This window comes from Desulfatibacillum aliphaticivorans DSM 15576 (assembly GCF_000429905.1).
Taxonomy (GTDB): Bacteria; Desulfobacterota; Desulfobacteria; order Desulfobacterales; family Desulfatibacillaceae; genus Desulfatibacillum; species Desulfatibacillum aliphaticivorans.
In genome coordinates this window covers 74,244-93,585 of the sequence record NZ_AUCT01000028.1, presented here as the reverse complement: position 1 = coordinate 93,585, position 19,342 = coordinate 74,244, and the positions used below count along the sequence as shown (strand labels likewise).

At 55.7% G+C, this 19,342-nt stretch carries 18 protein-coding genes; 10 read left to right on the top strand and 8 right to left on the bottom strand.

Going from position 1 to position 19,342, the window contains the following annotated elements:
• Nucleotides 1–1,491: 1,491 nt before the first annotated feature.
• Complete coding sequence (locus tag G491_RS31915) at nucleotides 1,492–2,844, bottom strand: YihY/virulence factor BrkB family protein (protein ID WP_015949233.1); 1,353 nt, start codon at nucleotides 2,842–2,844, stop codon at nucleotides 1,492–1,494.
• Nucleotides 2,845–3,019: 175 nt separating this feature from the next.
• Between G491_RS31915 and G491_RS0121670 the strand changes: the two genes are divergently transcribed.
• From G491_RS0121670 to G491_RS0121660, 3 genes are all read left to right on the top strand, one after another.
• Entirely contained in the window at nucleotides 3,020–3,790 is a 771-nt protein-coding gene (locus G491_RS0121670) for an electron transfer flavoprotein subunit beta/FixA family protein (protein WP_028316055.1), read from the top strand.
• The gene (locus tag G491_RS34395) at nucleotides 3,787–4,755 is read left to right on the top strand and encodes an electron transfer flavoprotein subunit alpha/FixB family protein (protein ID WP_028316054.1); all 969 of its coding nucleotides are present in this window, start codon (nucleotides 3,787–3,789) and stop codon (nucleotides 4,753–4,755) included. The genes G491_RS0121670 and G491_RS34395 overlap by 4 nt, the downstream gene beginning before the upstream one ends.
• A 106-nt stretch (nucleotides 4,756–4,861) precedes the next feature.
• Nucleotides 4,862–5,581, top strand: coding sequence for a glutamine amidotransferase (locus G491_RS0121660; RefSeq protein WP_028316053.1), 720 nt, complete (start codon nucleotides 4,862–4,864; stop codon nucleotides 5,579–5,581).
• 423 nt (nucleotides 5,582–6,004) lie between these two features.
• Here G491_RS0121660 and G491_RS0121655 read toward each other — a convergent pair whose 3' ends face one another.
• Together G491_RS0121655 and G491_RS0121650 are read right to left on the bottom strand one after the other, a co-directional pair.
• Nucleotides 6,005–7,018: a hypothetical protein gene (locus G491_RS0121655; RefSeq protein WP_028316052.1), complete on the bottom strand. Its 1,014-nt coding sequence runs from the start codon at nucleotides 7,016–7,018 to the stop codon at nucleotides 6,005–6,007.
• 172 nt (nucleotides 7,019–7,190) lie between these two features.
• The gene (locus tag G491_RS0121650) at nucleotides 7,191–7,877 is read right to left on the bottom strand and encodes a ubiquinone/menaquinone biosynthesis methyltransferase (protein ID WP_028316051.1); all 687 of its coding nucleotides are present in this window, start codon (nucleotides 7,875–7,877) and stop codon (nucleotides 7,191–7,193) included.
• A gap of 379 nt (nucleotides 7,878–8,256) precedes the next feature.
• Here G491_RS0121650 and G491_RS0121645 point away from each other — a divergent pair, with 379 nt between their 5' ends.
• Nucleotides 8,257–8,550 carry a hypothetical protein gene (locus G491_RS0121645; RefSeq protein ID WP_157468474.1) on the top strand — a complete coding sequence of 98 codons (294 nt, stop codon included), beginning with the start codon at nucleotides 8,257–8,259 and terminating at the stop codon, nucleotides 8,548–8,550.
• 58 nt (nucleotides 8,551–8,608) lie between these two features.
• Here the strand turns inward: G491_RS0121645 and G491_RS0121640 are convergent, their stop codons facing one another.
• Both G491_RS0121640 and menA read right to left on the bottom strand, forming a co-directional pair.
• Nucleotides 8,609–9,244, bottom strand: coding sequence for a CPBP family intramembrane glutamic endopeptidase (locus tag G491_RS0121640; RefSeq protein ID WP_051327441.1), 636 nt, complete (start codon nucleotides 9,242–9,244; stop codon nucleotides 8,609–8,611).
• Nucleotides 9,241–10,116 (bottom strand): 1,4-dihydroxy-2-naphthoate octaprenyltransferase, encoded by an 876-nt coding sequence (gene menA / locus G491_RS0121635; protein WP_035219784.1) that lies wholly within the window; start codon nucleotides 10,114–10,116, stop codon nucleotides 9,241–9,243. Before menA ends, G491_RS0121640 begins: the two co-directional genes overlap by 4 nt.
• A gap of 185 nt (nucleotides 10,117–10,301) precedes the next feature.
• On the opposite strand from menA, the gene argS reads away from it, so the two are divergent.
• From argS to mutL, 6 genes are all read left to right on the top strand, one after another.
• Entirely contained in the window at nucleotides 10,302–11,972 is a 1,671-nt protein-coding gene (gene argS / locus G491_RS0121630; protein ID WP_028316047.1) for an arginine--tRNA ligase, read from the top strand.
• A gap of 83 nt (nucleotides 11,973–12,055) precedes the next feature.
• Nucleotides 12,056–12,781, top strand: coding sequence for an SPOR domain-containing protein (locus tag G491_RS0121625; protein WP_028316046.1), 726 nt, complete (start codon nucleotides 12,056–12,058; stop codon nucleotides 12,779–12,781).
• Between the two features lie 32 nt (nucleotides 12,782–12,813).
• A complete protein-coding gene (gene gatC / locus G491_RS0121620) occupies nucleotides 12,814–13,098 on the top strand; it encodes an Asp-tRNA(Asn)/Glu-tRNA(Gln) amidotransferase subunit GatC (protein ID WP_028316045.1) in 285 nt (94 codons plus the stop codon).
• Nucleotides 13,099–13,109: 11 nt separating this feature from the next.
• Entirely contained in the window at nucleotides 13,110–14,567 is a 1,458-nt protein-coding gene (gene gatA, locus G491_RS0121615; protein WP_028316044.1) for an Asp-tRNA(Asn)/Glu-tRNA(Gln) amidotransferase subunit GatA, read from the top strand.
• 27 nt (nucleotides 14,568–14,594) lie between these two features.
• Nucleotides 14,595–14,780: a hypothetical protein gene (locus G491_RS0121610; protein ID WP_015949217.1), complete on the top strand. Its 186-nt coding sequence runs from the start codon at nucleotides 14,595–14,597 to the stop codon at nucleotides 14,778–14,780.
• A gap of 71 nt (nucleotides 14,781–14,851) precedes the next feature.
• Complete coding sequence (gene mutL, locus G491_RS0121605; RefSeq protein ID WP_028316043.1) at nucleotides 14,852–16,783, top strand: DNA mismatch repair endonuclease MutL; 1,932 nt, start codon at nucleotides 14,852–14,854, stop codon at nucleotides 16,781–16,783.
• Here mutL and G491_RS0121600 read toward each other — a convergent pair.
• Genes G491_RS0121600 through G491_RS31905 form a run of 3 tightly spaced genes read right to left on the bottom strand, consistent with a single transcriptional unit; the run spans nucleotide 16,770 to nucleotide 19,333 of the window.
• On the bottom strand, nucleotides 16,770–17,675 hold the full coding sequence (locus tag G491_RS0121600; protein ID WP_015949215.1) for a diguanylate cyclase: 906 nt from the start codon (nucleotides 17,673–17,675) through the stop codon (nucleotides 16,770–16,772). The two genes, mutL and G491_RS0121600, sit on opposite strands and share 14 nt — an antisense overlap.
• A gap of 56 nt (nucleotides 17,676–17,731) precedes the next feature.
• The gene (locus tag G491_RS0121595; RefSeq protein WP_028316042.1) at nucleotides 17,732–18,772 is read right to left on the bottom strand and encodes a protein-glutamate methylesterase/protein-glutamine glutaminase; all 1,041 of its coding nucleotides are present in this window, start codon (nucleotides 18,770–18,772) and stop codon (nucleotides 17,732–17,734) included.
• A 15-nt stretch (nucleotides 18,773–18,787) separates the two neighbouring features.
• Nucleotides 18,788–19,333 (bottom strand): chemotaxis protein CheD, encoded by a 546-nt coding sequence (locus G491_RS31905; protein WP_136360691.1) that lies wholly within the window; start codon nucleotides 19,331–19,333, stop codon nucleotides 18,788–18,790.
• Between the last annotated feature and the right edge of the window lie 9 nt (nucleotides 19,334–19,342).

Here is a 19,342-nt window from a genome sequence, read left to right as displayed (position 1 = left end):
CCTTTTCAGAAAAGGCAGCAGCACAAACAAAAACATTAGCCCGACCGTGTCATATCCCCGTTTTTTGACAATGCCGCTGCGTCTCAGGAGCGACCGGAATTTCAGTTCCCTGAATGCTGAATTGATTTCAGAATCCATGGAAATGCTGGTGTTTTGAATTTGTTTTTGCATTGAGAGGGAAAATGTTTTACTTGTATTCATAGCGGCTCTTTCTTGTGTGTTATTAGGTGTTTGGCGATGTCTAATATTACACAATTAAGGCCGCTTTTCAAGTATTTTTTATATTATTTCAAATGGTTATATCTGTCCCCCTCCCATATTTCTTGTGCGAAACTTGAGTTAATAAAACGCCTGAAGCCGATATCGTAAAAATTCTTAACGCCTTGGATAAAATTCCCCACGAGGCGCAAAAGCTGCTGCAGGATTGCCAAATGAAAATGTTCGACATCGGATTTGAATGCGGGGTCCTTGACGCCCCAATAGATTTTGAACTATCTCCCGAAACGCTGAAACGCATAACAAAATTAAGGTGTTCCATGAATATTAAGATCTATCCATGGACGGAGCGCCCCTGAAAGTATTTCGCAACTCCTCCACAAAGGCCAGCCGCGGCATGCAATGCCGGGGGACGATAAACAATAAGAGTTGCTCCAAATCTTATGGAATTAACAGATGTCTTGCGGCCGGAAATCCTCATTCGAAAACGTTTTTATGTAGTTGCGAGGTCTCCTCGTTCTAATACAGGGCGAGGAGACCTCGCGGCTACGGGCGCGGAAATCGCGCTACCACGGTGAAAACCGATTTCAGTTTACGCTTTTCGTCCGCCCGCCTTCAATGATCTTAAGAAGCCTTTTCAGCCGCACCTTTTGTTGCTAACGCAACCCAGACAACAAACTGCGTTGTCTGGGCCACCCAAAAGATGCAGGGCAAGCCCTGGGGATGCAAATGCGAGGAGACCTTGCGACTATGGGGCGGGGAAATCGCGCTACTACAATGCGAGGGGACCTCGCGACTACGGGCGCGGAAACCGCGCTACCACGGTGAAAACCGATTTCTGTTTACGCTTTTCGTCCGCCCGCCTTCAATGATTTCAGGAAGCCTTTTCGGCCGCACCTTTTGTTGCTAACGCAACCCAGACAACAAACTGCGTTGTCCGGGCCACCCAAAAGATGCAGGGCAAGCCCTGGGGATGCAAATGCGAGGAGACCTCGCAACTACGGGGCGGGGAAATCGCACTACTACAATGCGCGGGGACCGCACGGCTACGGGGCGGGGAGACCCCGCAACTACAATGCGCGGCAGGCGGCGCCCCTACGATTATCCATCCCCCTGCGCGGAGCGCCATTTTAAAAAGTTTTGATCAAACTTTTTCAAAAGTTTGCCGCCGGAGGCAAGAAACTCATTTGCTCTTTCCGGCTTTTATCGCTTTTCGCCGGAGGCAAAAAATCCTTTAATCTTTTCTTTTTTTATCTATTCTCTTTTGCGCATATTTCAATCTTCTTCTTTGTTTAGCGCTTTAAAGGGTTTATTGGCAGGGGATTGTTTCATGGCTATGCTGAAGTGGTCCAGGGCGTCTCTTGCATTGTCTGCGATGGGGTTTTCGGTTTGGTTAAAGCTGGAGGTTCCCACTTGTTCCAGGCGTTCCAGGACGAGTTGGGTTGTGAGGGCGTCCGGGTCCATGCCTGGGAGGTATGCGGGGTGTTTGTTGGATGATTTAACGGGGACTACGAGCCCTGCTTGTTGGAGCATGTCCAGGACCTCGGCGGTGAGGCTTCTTGGCAGGTCCAGGATGTAGGATATTTGGTCTTCGGTGTGTTGACCGTCTCCGGCCGTGAAGCCATGGACGATCAGCTCCATAATTTGCAATGCCGCGTATTTTTTCAGGAAAAAGCTGGTTTTTCGAAGGGTTGGAGAAAAATCGTTATCCCGGGAGTGCTGGTGCGCAAAGGCGATTTCCGCTCCGAACAGGACGATCACCCACGACATATACAGCCAAATAAGGAATAGGGGCAGGGCCGCGAAGCTGCCGTAGATGGCGTTGTTTCTGGCCACGCCCACCTGGAATTCGATATAAAACCGTTGAAAAAGCTGGAATGCGCTGCCCGCCACAATGCCGGCCACGATGCCCGAGGTCCAACTGACCGAGCCGTTTGGCATGAATATATACAGGCAGGAGAACAAGACCCAGATCATAGCGAAGGGCAGGAAAAACAGAAGCGTAAACTGGATGATATCGCCCACGTTCTGCAAAAAGGCCCATTGGGTGTAGGCTTCTATCTGGCTGGCAATGAGCACCTGGGCGCTGCTGGCGGGTAGCCATAGCACGGGCATAAGCAGGGCCACGGCCAGGTAGTCGATAACCTTGCGGGCCTGGCTCCGGCCCTTGGCGAATCCCCAGATCTGGTTGAAGGCGATCTCGATGTTTCCGAACAAGCGAATGACGGTCCACAGCAATAGCAGCATCCACAGGCCGTTGACCACCCCTCCCCTGGTGTTGGAAAGCATGGCCTTGGCGAACTCCAGGACCTTTGTCAACACTAGTTCCTGCGCGCCGAATTCATGCAGGAGCAGTTCTTCGATCCGGGCCTCGAAGCCCATGCCCCGGGCGATGCCCATGATCATGGCCAGCAGCGGCACAATGCCCAAAAGCGAATAATAGGTTAGGGCCGAGGCGCGCATCCAGCAATTGTCCCGCAAGAAGTCGTTCACGGCCAGGGCCGGCACCCGCAAAAACCGGACTCCCATGGCCTTGTACCGGGGCTGGTTCCGGGTTTTGATCTCCCAGAGGTCTTGTTTGAAAAAGCGGTAAGGCTGATGGACGAGCTTTTGAAGAATACCGTTCATAACTTAGGCTCCCGGCCTGAAGATTCGGGCTATGTCTGAAAAATGCCGTTGGAAAACTTGCTGAAACCAATTCGCGTTTGCTATGATTACCGGGCTTGTCCCTGGTATACAACGGTTTGGGAAACAGGGTCAAATCCTTAACCGATAATTTTTTGGTTCAACACAAGGAGTTGCAATGAAGATTCTGGTTTGCGTGAAACAGGTCCCGGATCCCGAGGTGGACCTGGAGTTGACTCCGGGCGGCCGGGTCACGCCCAAGAGGGATTCGTACGTTATGAACCGCCTGGACGAATACGCCATGGAAGAAGCCATGCGCCTGAAAGAATCCATGGACGGTGTAGAGGTGGAAGCCGTCACGGTGGGGCCGGAGGAGGCCGAGGCCTCCCTGCGCCGGGCCTTGGCCATGGGCGCCTCCAACGGGATATTCATCCCGGTGGACGAAGACCGGGCGCTTACTTCGTTTGAAACCGCGTCCCTGATTGCCTCAGCCGTTAAAGATAAAAACTACGACCTGATTATGTGCGGGGTCATGTCCGAAGACGAGATGGCCGGCGCCGTTGGGCCGATGATCGCTGGCATCCTGGACCTGCCGTGGGTTACGTCCGCCATATCATTGGAAAAGCCCACGGATAAAAACGCCGTGGACGTTCTGCGTGAGGGAGAGGGAGGCGTTCAGGAAACCATCCAACTGACCTTGCCCGCCCTGGTCACCATCCAGAGCGGAACCCGCCAGCCCCGGTATCCCAGCCTGAGCAATATGATGCGGGCCAACAAGCAGGAACTGGAAGTGGTCGGACCGTCAGGCCAGTCACCCAGTAGACCAGTTGACCAAATCCTGGGCGCAGCGCCTCCCAAGCAAAAAGGCCAGGGAGTGTTCCTGGAAGGCTCCACCGCGGAAAAAGCCCGGCAATTGGTTTCCATCCTGAAAGAGAGGGCCCTGTTATGAGTTCGGACGTCAAAAAAGCCCTTGTGGTCGCGGAGCACAAGGAAGGCCAGATAACCCCCGCAACCCTGGAATGCGTGGAATGCGCCCGCATCCTTTCGGGATCATTGGAAAACGTGCAGGCTGTCGTCCTGGCGAAAGACGCCGGGGCCGCTGCGGCCCAGCTTGCGGAATTCGGGGTGCAGGTTCTTGGATTTTCAGGCAAATCCCTGGAGCATTACACCGGCGAGGCGTTTCGGAACGCGGTGTTGAATGCCGCAGAAACAGACGATTTCGCATATATCGTACTGCCTCACACATCCCTTGGCATGGACCTGGGCCCTGCCCTGGCCGCCAAATGGGGCGCTTCGTTTATATCGGGCGCCATGGAGTTCAAGCCGGAGGAAGACGCGTTTATCCGTCCGGTTTTTAACGGAAAATTCTCCCAGAAAATCAAGCCCATAGCCGACAAAGTGGTGGTCGGGGCGCTGCCCGGCAGCTTCGGCCAGGCGGAAAAGGCGGCGGCTCTGGGCGAGGTAACCCTCAGGGATTACGACAAAGCCCCGGAAGGGACTTTGTACGTGGGCGCGGAGGAGACCGAGGGCGCGGACCTGGGGCTGGCTCAGGCTCAGGTGGTGATTTGCGCCGGGCGCGGCATGGGCTCGGAGGAAAACATCGAGTTGGTGGAAGAGGCCGCAGCCTTGTTCTCCCGGTCGGCCGTGGCGGGCTCGCGCATCGCCTGCGACATGGGCTGGCTGCCTTACAAAGCCCAGATCGGCGTGACCGGCCAGACCGTGGCGCCCAAGTTTTACATGGGATGCGGCGTGTCCGGGGCCTTTCAGCATGTAGTGGGCATGAGCGGATCCCAATTTGTGGTTTCCATCAACACTGACCCCCATGCGCCGATTTTCTCCATTTCGGACTACTGCATTGTGGAGGACGCCATGGACTTTTTGCCCGCTTTCGTCGCTGCCGTGAAGGAAGAATAGTTGCAATTCCGTCCGGATTGTCGGACAAGGAAGTCAATCGGGGAGACAGGGTGGAGTCAGCCGCGCCAAAGCGCTTGCTTTAGGCGCATAGTCAGGAAGTTATAGAATGTTACCCATATTGATTATCAAGGCCGGCGGCACCTTTCCCGAAACCCGGAAAAAATTCGGAGACTTCGAAGACTGGACCATGCATTACGCCGGCCTTTCCCAGGATCAGGTTATGATCGTGGATTTCCGGGAAGACGTCCCCCTGCCCGAGATGGGAGCCTTTTCAGGCGCGATCATGACCGGCTCCCATTCCATGGTCACGGACCCCGACCCGTGGATTTTGCGCACCGAAGCCTATATCCGGCGGATTATTGAAGAAAACGTTCCGTTTTTGGGTGTATGCTTCGGGCATCAGCTATTGGGGCGGGCGGCGGGCGGCAAGGCCGGGAACAATCCCAAGGGCAAGGAAGTGGGAACAAAAGAGATATTTGGAACCGCCGAGGCGGCGTCCGACCTGTTGTTCCGGAACATGCCGCCGAAGTATTTCGGCCACGCCACCCACACCCAGGCGGTTCTGGAACTGCCCGAAGGCGCCGTGCTTTTGGCGTATAATGATTTTGAGCCTCACCACGCCATTCGGGTTGGGGAGCGGGCCTGGGGCGTGCAATTCCACCCCGAATTCTCCGCCGAGCATATGGACGAGTACATCGATTTTCAGGCCGAGGCTTTAAAAAAGCAAGGCGAAGACATCTCCGCCCTCCACGCCCAGACCTGCGAGACAGACCCGTCCCATGGCCTGCTCAAGCGATTCGTGAAGATTGCCGCCGGCGAGATCTGATAGGACAAAAAAGAAGAGATGCAAAGCGGGGCTGGTTTTTCCAGTCCCGCTTTTGTTTGCCGTTCAGCTTTCAGAAATCAAATTTTTATTGCATATTCAATAGATTGTTGCATGCGATGAAAAACTAAACGCCAAAGGCGCTCCCCCAAAAACTCCCTCCTCCTTGACGGGGGAGGGTTGGGGTGGGGGTGACTTTCTTACGGCGAGGAAACCTCGCTACTACGGCGCGGGGACCACGCGACTACGGCGAGGAGACCTCGTAACTGCTATGGCGCGGGGACCGCGCGACTACGCCCCCATCCTGTCCTTCCCCCGCCAGGGGGGAAGGGACCATGACTCTCGGACTCTGGTATATAGATGGATCGTAGGTTCAGACGTGATTGCTTGATCTTAAAACATTACTTCTAAGCCCCGTTATTGTTTCTATTGTTTGAACAGGCTTTCCAGGAATTGCACTTTGGCCATACCCCGCTCGCTGAACAAGGGAGAGGAAAAGGAGTCGGTCTTGACCCCGTCCGTATAGATCTCCATGACCCAAGGCTTTTTCTGCAAAACCGTGTGCACGTACACGGAATAAGCGCCTGCAAAATCGCTCCACACATTGCGGGAGGAGTACAGGTCGGCGAAATCCGTCTGCCTGAGCTGCGCGTAGCATTCGGGAATTTTTACCGCGGGTATGGAACTGTCGGCCAGGGAGTAAAACTTGATTTTCGGCCGCATGGTGAATTCGGCGTCAAACTTGCTTACGGTTTTTCCGTTCACGGTTTTCCAGGAAATCTTGGAAAATGCAAAATTTTCCGCTGGTTCGTCCTTATTCCAGCTTGGGAAGGCGCCGATGGCCGCCCCCACCAAATGCCCGATCTGATGAATCAGGATGTACTGGATGGCCGCCTTGCGGTTGTCGTTCTCCGGCTCTTCCAACACGGCCTTGATTTCCGCCCTGCCGTCCGGCGCAAAGGGGCTGTTAGCTCTCAGGCTGGCCCATTCGTTGACCGGCTTACTGATAAAATCCACGTCCAGGACGATAAAGCCCTTTTGCTCGTTGGCCGGAACGGTCAAAACCTCGGTCAGGCTGGTGGTGCCCAACTCCCTGACCAGAAAAATCCCGGCCAAATGCTTGCTCAACTGAGCCTGGACCGGCGCGGGAAGTTCCCGGACCGCGTCCTTGACGTCCTTGAGAAAGGTCTTGTCCGCCGAGGCCGCCTTGGGAACCTCGGGGTATCCATTCAGCTTGTTGTCCAGCCTCAGATAATCCACCAGAACGTCCGGCGCAGGAGCCACGCGATCATAAGGAGCCTTGCTGGCGTATTGCTTATAGGGCTTTGGGGATCTCGCCGGATGCTTGACCAACTCCTCAAACACCGCAAAGGAGGAGGACGGCATGCACAAAACCGCCAGGGCCAAAACGACAAACACAGCAATAAAACGCTTCACCATGGATTTCTCCTTTTCTTTCGAATTCCGATATTAGGCGGCGCATTGCCGCTGCTTTTTTATGCTTTTATTCCAGCAAAATGATGGGAGGATTTTATCAGGTTCGGGCATGGAGGGACAGGACTTTGTTTGCTTGAGCGCCCCTCCTGCAACTGTCGTTTAGACAGAAGATTGATTACTTTTCCCCCCAGGCCACGGTTTGGGTGTTGAACATGAATTGGCGGAAGCCGATGTTTTTAAGTCCGGCCTGCTTCATGAGATCCGTCAGCTGCTGGGGATTCATGAAATTGGCCGTGGTGTCCGGTAGATATTCGTAAGCGCTCCGGTTTTTAGCCACGATCTGCCCTAAAAAGGGAATCACATGCTTCATGTGCACCATGATCGCAGGCTTTAAAGGACCGTCCGGCGGCGGGCAGGTGTCCAGGCAAACCACCCTTCCTCCGGGCTTGACCACCCTGGCCTGCTCCTGAAAAGCCTTTAACGGGTCGGGCACATTGCGGATCAAATATCCCGAAGTCACGGCGTCAAAGCTGTCATCCCCAAAGGGCAAGGCCAGGCCGTCGGCGATTCCCCAGGAAACCTTTTGCCTTCCCGGCCGGGAAAGGGCTGTGCGCACCATGTTTTCCGTAAAATCCACGGCAGTCACGGAAACGCTGGGAAACATGGTCGTCGCCATCAAGGCCATGGGGCCCGTGCCGCAAGCCACGTCCAACAGGCTTCCGCCCTTGGGCGGCGCAGCGGTCTGTAAGACGAACCGGCGCCAGGACTGATCCCGTCCCATGGTCATGAGGGTGTTCATAAGGTCGTAGCGTCCGGCGATCCTGCCGAACATTTCCTGGACGGTTTTTGGGTCTTTATCCATGGTGTTCCTGGTTTTAAAATTTTAGGCAGGGAAACCCTGCCCCTATGTTTTGCCGGAGAACCCGGCGGTTACGGGCGCGGAGACCGCGCAACTACATGGCGAGGACAAAAATGTCGGGTCGCTGCGCATGGCCTTCTTAGGCTTTGAATTCAGATGCGGCAAAACAATATCCAAAATTTCAAGCGCCGTTTCACAGCTTCGCGTGACTCGACCTACGAACTTCGGTTTTAGTTTACGCTTCTCGCCCGCCCGCCATTCACCATTTTAGAAGCCTCTTAGGTCGCACCTACTGTTGCTAACGCAACCCTGGCAGGGTACTGCTCTGCCAGGGCCACCCCAAAAAAGCAGGGCAAGCCCTGCGGCTACAGGGCGAGGAGACTTGTCGATAGACAATAATGAGGCCGCTTCGCGGCGTTATTTGTTGGGTTTCGCAAGCTCTACCCAACCTACGATGCCGGCTTCGACGCCCACGCCCTCAATTGCCGGGAAACCCGGCGCACAGACGCGGAAACCGCGCAACTACGTTTTCCATTCTCCCCCTGCGCGCAGCGCCATTGAAAAAGTTTTGATCAAACTTTTTCAAAAGTTTGCCGCCGGAGGCGCAGTTTTCTTTTCGCTTTACCGCCGGAGGCTACAGTTTTCTTTTATCTTTTTCTTTTTTCGCGCTTTTTGACGCAGTTGGTATTCATAAACTAAGGTTTTGGGGGGATGTCAAGGGATTCGGGCGGGATTCAGGCGCCTGGGGTCATGATGGGGATGATTGCAAAGGCGAACACGCTCCACAGGGAGTGGGACACGATGGCCGGGGCCAGCCTGCGGTTTTGCATGTACATAAGCCCCCAAAAGGCGCCGGCCACGCCTGCCGCGGCGATGAGCATAAAATTAAAGGTCACCAGATGAAATCCGGCGTAAAGCAGGGTGGCGGCGGCCCAGCCGCGCCAGGATCCCAGGCGATTCATGAGCTTGTCCTGGACGTATCCTCGCCAGAACACCTCCTCGCACGGCCCTGTTATAAAGAATAAAAACAGAACCAGCATCCAGGTGGGCGGCCCCAGGACCTTGGCGTATATGCCGCTCACCTGCTGGGAGGCGAAAGGCAGGATCATGCCCGAGGTTTTGCCGCCTATCCAAAAAATCAGGTACAGGATCGCGGCCGAAGCGGCGCCAAGCATAATGGCGTTAGCGTCAAAATTGGGAAATCTTTTGCGGGAGCCGAACCATAGGGCCAAGCCGGCCAGGCATAGGGCGGACAGGATTATTTTAATCCAAAACTGGCCGTAATTTACGGAAAAGGAAAAAAACCACAACAAGGCTGCAATGCCAACCGCCAGGAAGATATCGTATCCGGCGAAGGACTTGGCTTTCATATGACGTGCTCCAATACCAGGGAAGCCAGCAGCAGAACCCCGAACACGGTGTCCAGCCTGGCTGTTTGTGCATCGGCATCATCGGGAATATCTTGAGAAACCATTTTAAACATGGGCCAGGCCAGGGGCAAAGCCAGGAGCACGGCCAGGGACCAAATGGGCAACGGCCCGAACACGGCCATAGCAGCCACTCCGCCAAAGGACAGGGCGATCAACCCGGCGAACAACAGCCGGCCGGAGCGGCCTCCGAACCTGACGGGTATGGTGGATATGCCCTGTCTGCGGTCGAATTCCGCGTCCCGGAGGTTATTGGCCAGCAGAACCAAGCTGACCAGGGCGCCGAAGGGCGCGGACACCAGCAGCAAAGGCAATGAAAATTCTCCGGTCTGGACGAAATAAGCTCCCTGGATGGCCAGCGGCCCCCAGCATAAAAAGACCATGGGCTCGCCCAGGGCGTGATACTTCAGGGCAATAGGGGGCGCAGTATAGGCCACGGCTATAAATATGCCGGCCGCCCCCACCAAAATCAACGGCCATCCTTTGGCGGCGGCCATGATCAGGCCCAGACCGATCCCCACGGCGAACAGAGTCAATGCGAACCACTTGACCTCATGCAAGGTCAAAAGATTTTGCGCCAGGGGGTGAGGCCGGTATTTTGTTGTGGGCGCGTCCGGGACGTCCACCTTGTTTTTATAGTCGAAATAATCGTTGGTCAGGTTGGCCGCCCCGTGGATGCAAACCAGGGCTATGGCCGTGAGGATCAGCCAGAACCAGGACACGCCGTAATCGCCCGCCCATGCCGCGCCGACGCCTACGGAGATCAGGCTCATTGCAAAGGACCAGGGCCGGGTTGCCAGAAACCATGTTTTCATCGTATTCATTCCCATAATATAATATTTTTTCAAGCCGTTGGCAAACGCCTTGACTTGAGGGGGCAAAACAAATAAAAATTTTACCCTTTTGGTATCATGATTACATTTGTCGTGGTACATTAATAGGGTTGAGGGTCGAAACCGCCCTATCCATTGAAAACAATTATAAAACCAGACGTGGAAAAATGAAAGAAATACTTGCCGAAATGATCACCCGGGCCGCATTCAAGGCCCACGAACAGGGCGTATTGCCCTCGGACGCCATTCCCCAACCCGGCCTGGAAGAGCCCAAGCAGGAAGCCCATGGAGATTTTTCCACCAATATCGCCATGGTCATGGCCAAGGTCCAAAAGATGGCCCCTCGCAAGATAGCCGAGGCCATTGTGGACAATCTGGAAGATCCGGAAAATTTTCTGGTGAAGACGGAAATCGCAGGCCCGGGGTTTATCAATTTTTATTTGCGTCCCAGCCTTTGGCAGCGGGTGGTGAAAGGCATTTTGGATAAGGGCGATGAATACGGCCGCTCTCAAATCGGCGCCGGACAAAAAGTCCAGGTGGAGTTCGTCAGCGCCAATCCCACCGGCCCCCTGCATGTGGGTCACGGCCGGGGCGCGGCCGTCGGCGACGCCTTGGCGGCCTTGCTGGACATGTGCGGCTTTGAGGTGGAGCGGGAGTATTACATCAACGACTCGGGCCGGCAAATCCGCACTTTAGGACTGTCAACCTGGCTGCGGTATTGCGAGCTTAAGGGCAAGGAAATCGACTTTCCCAAGGATTGCTACCAGGGCGACTATATCAAGGATCTGGCCAAACGCATTCAGGACGAAAACCTGGCCGACCTGGATTCCATGGAGGAAGAGGACGCCGTTTTGTGGTGCGCCCGGTTTGCGGCCAACGACATCCTGGACGGCATCAAACAAGACCTCAAGGACTTCCGGGTTAATCACGACGTTTGGTTTTCGGAGCAAAGCCTGTACGACGACAACAGCGTGCAGAACGCCCTGGAGCATTTTGAAAAAACCGGCGACATTTACGAAAAAGACGGCGCCAAGTGGTTCAAGACCGAAGATCGCGGCGACGAAAAAGACCGGGTGGTTGTAAGAAACAACGGCCTGACCACCTATTTCGCCTCGGACATTGCCTACCACAAAAACAAGTTCGACCGGGGCTTTGACCGGGTTATCGACGTATGGGGCGCGGACCATCACGGGTACATCGCCCGTATGAAGGCAGCCGTGGACGCCGTGGGCCGGGACAAGGACGCCTTTGAAGTGGTCTTGGTCAAGCTGGTCAATTTGCTTCGGGACGGCGAGCCCCTTGCCATGACCACCCGGGGCGGCACGTTCGAAACCCTTGCTGACGTGGTGAACGAAGTGGGCGCGGACGCGGCGCGGTTTATCTTTCTATCACGGCATTATGAAAGCCCCCTGGATTTTGACCTGGAGCTGGCGAAAAAACAGACCAACGAAAACCCGGTCTGGTACGTCCAGTACGTGCATGCGCGGATTTGCTCCATTGAGGCGAAAGCCAAGGATTTTCCGGTCTCCCTGGACTTTGACTGGAACAAGGATGAGGAAATCCTGAAAGAAATCGAGGAAATACGCTTAATGAAGGCTCTGGCGCGGTATCCCGAGGTTGTGGAGGGCGCGGCCCGGACTTTGGAGCCTCACCGCATCGTTTTTTATCTCAGGGAGCTTGCATCGGCCTTTCATTCGTTCTACCATGACCACATGGTGCTGAAGGAGGATCAAACGCCTGTGTTAACCAAGGCCCGGCTGGATTTGGTGACCACGGTCAGGCAGGTCATTCGCAACGGCCTGGCTCTGCTTGGCGTGTCGGCCCCTGAAAGCATGTAAGCAAAAAGCCCTCTTTCCGCATCTTGGCGCCTGATTGCGACGGAATCTGGTTCTGCATGGCGGTTCGCCCGCCGGAGGGGATAATGGCCAAAGCAAAAACAAGGGACAGGGATTTTCGATTTACCAGGAAGGAATTCTTCGTATTCGTACTCTTTGTGTTTGCGTCCATGGCCGCCATGTTTACGCTGGGCATCTATGTGGGGCGCGGCCAAAGCCCCATGACCTTTGATATAGAGGCCATGCAAAAAGAGCTTGCCGGTCTGAAGGCGGCTGTGATTCGGGCTGAAAAGGCCCAGGCCGAAGCGCTGGAAAAGGAGTTGGCCCGAAAAAGCGAATACGATTTTTTCCAGCAGGTTAAAAATCCATCGGCGGATTATTCATTTCCTCAAGAGGAAAACATCACCCCGGAGTCCGACGCCAATAGCGGGCCTCCGGTGCATTTAAGGGCGAACAAAAGGCCGGAAAGCGCCCGGGAGGCCGCTCCGTTACAGGCGGCCAGGCAAAGCCAGCCTCCGCCCGCGCCTCCGGCCCCTGCGCAGCCGGCGGCTGCCCAGCCCGCCGCCCAGGAAGAGTCCTACGATTTCTGGACGGTCCAGGTGGCGGCGGTGATCCATCAGCAGGACGGGGCCCGAATGGTGGACAAGTTCTTGAAAATGGGCTATCCCGCTTATATGCTGGAGGCTCACCCGGAGCCGGGAAGAACCATTTACCGGGTGAGAATGGGTCATTTCAAAAGCAGAAAAGAGGCTGAGGCCCTGACAAAAAGGCTGTCCAAGGATTGGAACGATTATCTGATCGTTAAAAAATAGTTTATATCTTCCCGTTTTATTGGAGGAATCGCATGAAAATCAGCGAAGAGGAAGTACGCCACGTAGCCAAGCTGGCCCGTCTGGACCTGACGGACGAGGAAGTGGCTATGTTCTCCCGCCAGGTTGGGGACATTCTGGATTATGTAGATCAACTGAATACCGTGGACACCGAAGGAGTGGAAGGGGCTTCTCACGCCATTTCCGTGAATAACGCCTTTCGCGAAGACAAGGTTAAGGACTCCATGGACCCGGATCTGGCCCTTTCCAATGCGCCTGAACGGGAAGACACGGATATTATCGTCCCCAAGGTCATATAGGAGAAGCCCTCATGGCACTGCATGAACTCACCATCGGGCAAGCCCGTGAAAAATTATTGAGCAAGGAGATTTCCAGCCAGGACCTGACCAAGGCGGTGCTGGATCGCATAGAGGCCGTAGAGCCCCAGGTGGACGCCTACCTGACCGTGAGCAAGGAAGAAGCCATGGAAGCCGCTCAAAAGGCTGACAAGGCCCTGGCCCAAGGCGAAACCGCGCCTTTGTGCGGCATTCCGCTCGCCATCAAGGACGTTATGTGCACCAAAGGCGTGCCGACCACCTGCGCTTCCAAAATTCTGGGAAATTTCGTCCCGCCCTACGACGCCACGTCCATAACCAAGCTCAAAGAGGCTGGCGCGGTGCTGGTGGGCAAGACCAACATGGACGAGTTCGCCATGGGCTCCTCCACGGAGAATTCGGCTTTTAAGACCACCAAGAATCCCTGGGACCTGACCCGGACGCCGGGCGGATCCAGCGGCGGATCTGCCGCGGCCGTGGCTGCGGACATGTGCTTGGGCGCATTCGGGTCAGACACGGGCGGATCCATCCGCCAGCCTGGCTCCCACTGCAGCGTGGTGGGGCTTAAGCCCACGTACGGCAGGGTGTCCCGTTACGGGCTGGTGGCGTTTGCCAGCTCCCTGGATCAGATAGGCCCCTTTGCCAAGACGGTGGAAGACGCCGCCATTTTGCTGCAGGCGGTGGCGGGCTACGATCCTTCGGACTCCACTTCCGTAAACGTGGAGGTTCCCGACTACACAACGGCCATCCAGGAAGACGTCAAGGGAATGCGGGTTGGCATGCCCAAGGAGTATTTCGAAATGGGCGGTCTGACCCCGGACGTAAAGAACTCCGTGGATCAGGCCATCAAGACATTGGAAAGCCAGGGCGTGGAAGTGATGGAGGTTTCGCTGCCTCATTCCAAGTACTGCGTGGCGGTGTATTATGTCATCGCTCCGGCGGAAGCCAGCTCCAACCTGGCGCGGTACGACGGCGTAAAATATGGGATGAGGGAGGAAAGGGACTCGTTGATCGACATGTATCACGCCACCCGGTCCTCCGGATTCGGCCCGGAAGTGCAGCGCCGCATCATCATCGGCACTTACGCCCTTTCCGCGGGATATTACGACGCGTATTACGGCAAGGCTTCCCAGGTGCGCACCCTGATTATGGAAGACTACAAAAAGGCCTTTGAAAAATGCGATGCGATCATTTCTCCGGTGGCGCCCACGCCGGCGTTTAAATTGGGCGAAAACACCGACGACCCGCTGACCATGTACTTGAGCGACATCTTCACCCTGTCCGCCAACCTGGCGGGCGTGTGCGGGGTTTCTGTACCGTGCGGATTTTCGTCGGAAGGCCTGCCTATCGGTCTGCAATTGCAGGGCAGCCATTTTCAGGAAGAAAAAATATTGCGGCTTGGCCATCATTTTCAGAAGGCCACGGATTTTCATACAAAGCGCCCGAATTTATAGGGGACGCGGGCGCAAGGGGAGCAAAATATGTCGACAGTAATGCCAGACGGAGAAAACATTCGCCGCGCCGTGAAGTTTGTTGGGGAATTTCGCAGCGAAAACCCGGACGCCAAGCCGTCCGTCATCGTGCAGGAAGCAGCCATGCGCTTTGACCTGAACCCGGCGGAGTCCGAATACCTGGCCCGACTGGTCAGGGGCGAGATGTGCAAGTAAAACCAAGGCCGGGCCTCCCGGGCTTTTTTATTTGATATAAAAAAACCGATTTTAATAAAGGCTGAACTTTCGTGGCTCCTGTCAGGATTCTCCCTGAAATTCTTACCAACAAAATCGCCGCCGGCGAGGTGGTGGAACGGCCCAGTTCGGTCTTGAAGGAGTTGGTGGAAAACTCCCTGGACGCCAAAAGCACCCGCATCGTGGTGGAGGTGAAAAAGGGAGGGCGGTCCCTGATTCAGGTGGCGGACAACGGCGAGGGCATGGATAAGGACGACGCCCTCCTGTGCCTGGAGCGCTACGCCACCAGCAAAATCTATACGGACGACGATTTGTTTTCCATCAGCACCCTGGGATTTAGGGGGGAGGCTTTGCCTTCCATTGGATCGGTGTCCCGCCTGACCCTGATCACCCGAAAAAAGGACAATCCCGCCGGAACCAAAGTGGTCATGCAGGGAGGCAAGATCGTTAACGTGTCGGAAGTCGGGGCGCCGCCGGGCACCATGATTTCCGTGGCGGATTTGTTCTACAACGTGCCCGCTCGCAGAAAATTCCTGAAAACCGTCGCCACGGAAATGGGACACATAGCCGACACCATGTCGGCCATGGCTTTGGGCTGGCCCGAGACGGCCTTTGAACTCATCCACAACGACAGAAAGTTGTTTTCGTGGCCTGCGGCCCAGGATCCTCAGGACCGGATTGCAGACGTGCTTGGCAAAGACGTGGCGCCGGGGCTTATCCGCTTTTCCCAAAAAGAACCGGAAGTCAGCATTGAAGGCTGCCTGGCCATGCCGGAATTTTCCCGCACCACAAAACGGGGGCTGTACATCTTTGTCAACGGCCGTCTGGTGACGGACAAGCTGGTCACCCACGCTTTGATGGAGGGCTATAAAGGCCGCCTAATGAAGGGCAAATACCCGGTGGCCGTGGTCTTTTTGCGGGTTCCGCCGGACCAGGTGGATGTGAACGTGCATCCGGCCAAGGCGGAGGTGCGTTTTGTCAATGGCGCCATGGTGCATCAGGCCCTGTCCTCGACGGTAAAGGAAAGCCTGGACGCCCTGGATCAGACGCCGTGGAAGTCGGCGCCCAAGCCGCCTGTGCGCACGGAGGCCAACGAGGATTTGTTCAGGCAGCCGCCCAGCCAGGAGTCTTTTTCGTCCTTCGTCAAGGAAGAGCCTTCCTGGATCAAAGCGGCCGCAGCAACGCCTCCCCAGGCGCCCATGTATCGGCCGGAGCCGCGATTCGACGCGCCCAGAGAGCCTCGAAGGCCTTCATCGCCCTCTTCCCATTCGGCCGCGCTTTCGCCCCAGCCTCGGGAGGATTCGGCTTTTTCCAGGCCGGAGCCGCCGGTTCCGGACCCGGGAACAGCCCGGCCTGAACCTTATAAAGCCCCGCAAAGCCAGGCTGCTGCAGCGCCTGAGGACGGCGTTTCGGATTTAAAGGCTTTGGGCCAGTTCGCCAACGCCTATGTGATCTGCCGGTCGTCCAAAGGCTTGCTGATTGTGGATCAGCACGCGGCCCACGAGAGAATCCTGTTCGAGCAATTTAAAAAGCATATGGAAGTGGGGGGGATTGAAATTCAGAATCTGCTGATTCCGGAGACCTTTGAGCTTTCCCATATCGAGGCGGAAATCCTGGAGCGCATTCTGCCCGATTTGCAAAAGACGGGCATTGACGTGGATCGCTTTTCGGGGCGCACCTTTGTGGTCAAAGCGGCGCCCGCCATGCTGGCGAACTCGGACATTGGGAAGATCGTAAAAGAGATGGTGGAAAAAGTGGCCGAAGCCGGGGGAAACGCCCATTTTTTCGACGCCCTGGACGAATGCCTGATCGTCATGGCCTGCCACGGATCGGTTCGCGCGCACCAGAGCTTAAGTATTCAGGAAATGGATGCTTTATTGAAGCAGTTGGAAGCCTGCGAGCATCCCTCCCAATGCCCCCATGGGCGGCCCACCTGGCTGTTATGGACGGAGTACGACCTGGAAAGGGCCTTTAAAAGGAAATAACCTGGTTCCTGCCGTTTTCTTTGGCCTTGTACAAGGCCTTATCCGCACATTCAATCAAGGTTTTATGGTCCGGGATGTCCGGGTGGGGATAGGTGGCTACGCCCACGCTGATGGTCACGGACAGGCTAAGGTCGTTGGCGATGAACTCGTGCTGCTCCACGGACTCCCGCAGGCGCTCCGCCACCATAAAGGCCGCGGCCGCCGGGGTGTGATACAGGACCAGGGCGAATTCCTCGCCGCCGTATCGTGCGGCCAGATCGGTGTCCCGCAGGCTGTCCTCAACGATTCTCGCCAGGGTGGAAAGCACGATGTCGCCGGTCTGATGGCCATAGGTGTCGTTGAACTTTTTAAAGAAGTCGATGTCGCACAAGACACAGGACAGGGACTCATGATAGCGCATGGCCCGCTGGAAATCCTTGGTCATGGCGTCCTGGAAATAACGGTGGTTATACAGGCCGGTCAAGCCGTCGCGGTTTGCGAGCTCCTGGAGTTGGCGGTTGGTTTCCTGCAGGCTTTCGTAGAGTTCCTTGATGCGTAAGTGGGTGTTGACCCTGGCGACCAGTTCGCCTTCTTCAAAGGGTTTGGTCACGTAGTCGGATGCGCCTGCTTCCAGGCCGCGGACTTTGTCGGCTGTTTCGGCCTTGGAGGTAAGCATGATGACGGGGATGTCGGCGGTGGCGGGCGAGCCTTTGATTTTTTCGCAAACCGCATACCCGTCCATGCCCGGCATGATGAGGTCCAAGAGGATCAGGTCCGGTTTTATGGTGGCCACAGCCTCCAGCCCCTCCTCCCCATTGGTGGCCACAGTCACCTCATGCCCCCTTGCGGTGAGCATATTTTTGGCCACATGAGCGATGAGCCTGCTGTCGTCTATCACGAGTATATTAGCCATAATGCAAAAAGCCTTTGCAAATATTCGTTTTGCCGGGAGTCAGGCCCGGCTTCCCGTCACCGCAGTTTTGCGCTGGCGAGAATGTCGTTGGGCATGGCGTCCAGGGATGCAATGCGGGTTGCGGCGCCCATTTCAATGGCGGCCCTGGGCATTCCAAAGACCACGGAGGAGGCTTCATCCTGAGCGACGGTAAAGCAGCCGGCCTCGCGCATGCTAAGCAGGCCGCGCGCGCCATCTTCCCCCATGCCTGTCAAAATAATGCCTACAGCCTCCCTACCCGCAACCTGGGCGGCGGACTCAAAAAGCACGTCAACCGAGGGCTTTTGGTGATGAACGGGCGGCGTGTCCGTGATCCGGACGAAAAACCCTGCCCTGTCCCTGGCGAGAACCATATGCTTGCCGCCCTGGGCGATTATGACCTTATCCTTCTCCACTCTCTCCCTGTCCACGGCCTCCACGACTTCGCAGGGGACCATGTCGTTCAGGCGTTGGGCGAAAGACTTGGTGTAATTGGGAGGCATGTGCTGAACCACCAGAATTCCGTTGGTATGAAAATTCATGGAGGACAGGAGTCTTCTGATCGCCGTGGTTCCGCCTGTAGAGGCCCCGATGGCCAGGATTTTATACAACCTGGAGGCGCGGGTTTGGGCGGTCATTTTCGGGGCGACCCGCACCGCCGGGGCCAAGGAGATATTGGCCCGGCCCGCGGCCCGCACTTTGGCCACGATGTCCGCAGCCAGCAACTCCAGGCTCTGATGGGCGGCGCCGTGCACGGGTTTGGGCACAAAGTCCACAGCCCCGGCTTCCAGAGCCTCCATGGTTCGAATGCTGTTTTCCGTGGTGTATGAGCTGATCATCAACACAGGCAACGGCTTATAGGACATAAGCCTTTTCAAAAAGGTAATGCCGTCCATTCTTGGCATTTCCACGTCCAGTGTCAGGACGTCCGGGGGATCGGCGATAATCATCTCTCTTGCTTCAAAGGCATCAGAGGCGCTGCCTATGACTTCAATATCCGCTTCGGCGGATAAAATGCGTTTAAGCAAGGACTGCATAATCGGCGAATCGTCCACAATCAGTACACGCAATTTCTTCATGTCGCCTCGTACAAATTAAAACAAAATAACGGAAGACTTTGCCTTCCTGGGATAGAAGACCCTGCCCTTGTAGGCGGTTTCTTCGTCCAGGGTAGTAGGATCGGCTTCCATATCAAATCTTTTTAGCAACACCTTGGTGGTGTCGGAAAAAAACAAAATTTTTCTGCCTTGTTTTCCACCGAGATCGGAGGTTTCCTGGGGGATGCCTTCCAACTCCAGATACTTGGTTGCAAAACGAATATTGGACCCGGTAATATTTCCGTCGTACTTGCGGAATTTAAGCACCTTTCCGCCGCCGAAAATTTTTGCCTGGAGCTTATCCCGTCTTGCGCCTTTTTTTATGAGATCGCCGATGAGCAACTCCATGGCGTACATGCCGTAGCGGCCGACCTCCGAGGAGAAGATGTCGTCCGGGTGCACCAGGCCAGGCAGCAAAAAATGATTCATGCCGCCTATCTGTCTTTCCTTGTCATACAAGCATGCAGCGATGCAGGACCCCAGCAAGGTGTACAGCACCTCGCCTTTCGTACAAACATGGTACTCGCCTGCCCTCAAAAGCACTACCTGCCT